Genomic DNA, 1125 nt, shown 5'->3' with positions numbered 1-1125 from the left:
ATTTCGTATCTTAGTTGGGTAATATTTTTCCGGTTCACCGGGTTCACCACCTGCTTTGGTTAAACCAACTGCCGTATTTGCTGGACTTACCATCACTAAATTTGCTTGATTGAGAATCGGAATCGCAATTTTGGCAGCACCAGAATTAAAAGTACCGATGTAAGCAACAACATTGGGGTCAGAAACAGCCTTGTTAGCGTTTTCTGCTTCTTTACCAGCATCCCATTTTCCGGTTGCAGCAGTTGCATCATCAAGGGATTCATATTCAATTTTGATTTTGCCTTCGCAAACGGTGGAATTTGTCTCGTCTAATGCTTGCTTGATGCTGTTGATAACGGTTTGAGTTTGACCAACCGAGCTACCTGTTAGGGGGAAACTCGAAATAATTTTTACTGTATTTCCCGATGGGGTTCCGGTACTGGTAGAGGTTCCTGTACCTGGATTTGCACCTGGATTACCACATGCAGACACTATTAAACCCAGGGTTAGGGTTGTTAGTGCGTTAGCGAAGCTCAACGTTGGCGAAGCCGCTCCGGAGGAGCTAGTTATCGCTTTCGGAAAACGTTTGTCTTGATTCTGAGAATGCTTGTGAATCATGGGTTGTAGGTATAGTTGTCGGTTTGAGTTTAAATGCTACTGGATTTTTAAGTTTTTATAAGTTTTTATAATATCCAGATAGTCTCTGAAAATAAAGAAACTGGGATTGCAAACAGTCGCTGGAATAAAGCTGCAACACCAAAAAATCAATACAAAGGTAAAGTAATCAAATACTGGACTTTGCAAGAAATCTTGACATTCCCAAGTTTCACTTCACTGTCGTTTGCCCAGCACTTGTGTTAACTCACGTCATATTACAGGAAAAGTACAAAATTCATGAAATGGATATGTAACATTAGCAGTACTTTGATTGAGAGGCAAAAAAAAATCAGGGGAAGGATACATTGATTTTCGTTCTTTTGGGGTTACAGGCTCTAGCTGAGTTTTAGCTCAGTAAGTCTCTGATGTAAAACTGAGCTTGACAAATAAAAACAAGAATGTACTTGAGTCTCTGATATTTTCCCTCACCCTGTACACCAAGTATTTGAGTTAATCCAAATAAAAGAACCCCACCCCCTTGCCCCCTAC

The 1125-nt window shown here is 40.4% G+C and carries 1 protein-coding gene; it reads right to left on the bottom strand.

Going from position 1 to position 1125, the window contains the following annotated elements; translation table 11 throughout:
- A partial coding sequence (locus CK510_RS30670) for an ABC transporter substrate-binding protein (protein ID WP_245912540.1) occupies positions 1-597 on the bottom strand: 597 nt, incomplete at its 3' end.
- Positions 598-1125: the final 528 nt, after the last annotated feature.

This window comes from Brunnivagina elsteri CCALA 953, assembly GCF_002289455.1.
GTDB classification, from domain to species: domain Bacteria; phylum Cyanobacteriota; class Cyanobacteriia; order Cyanobacteriales; family Nostocaceae; genus Brunnivagina; species Brunnivagina elsteri.
The sequence above is the reverse complement of the archived record's forward strand: the minus strand, read 5'-3'. Positions and strand labels throughout refer to the sequence as shown.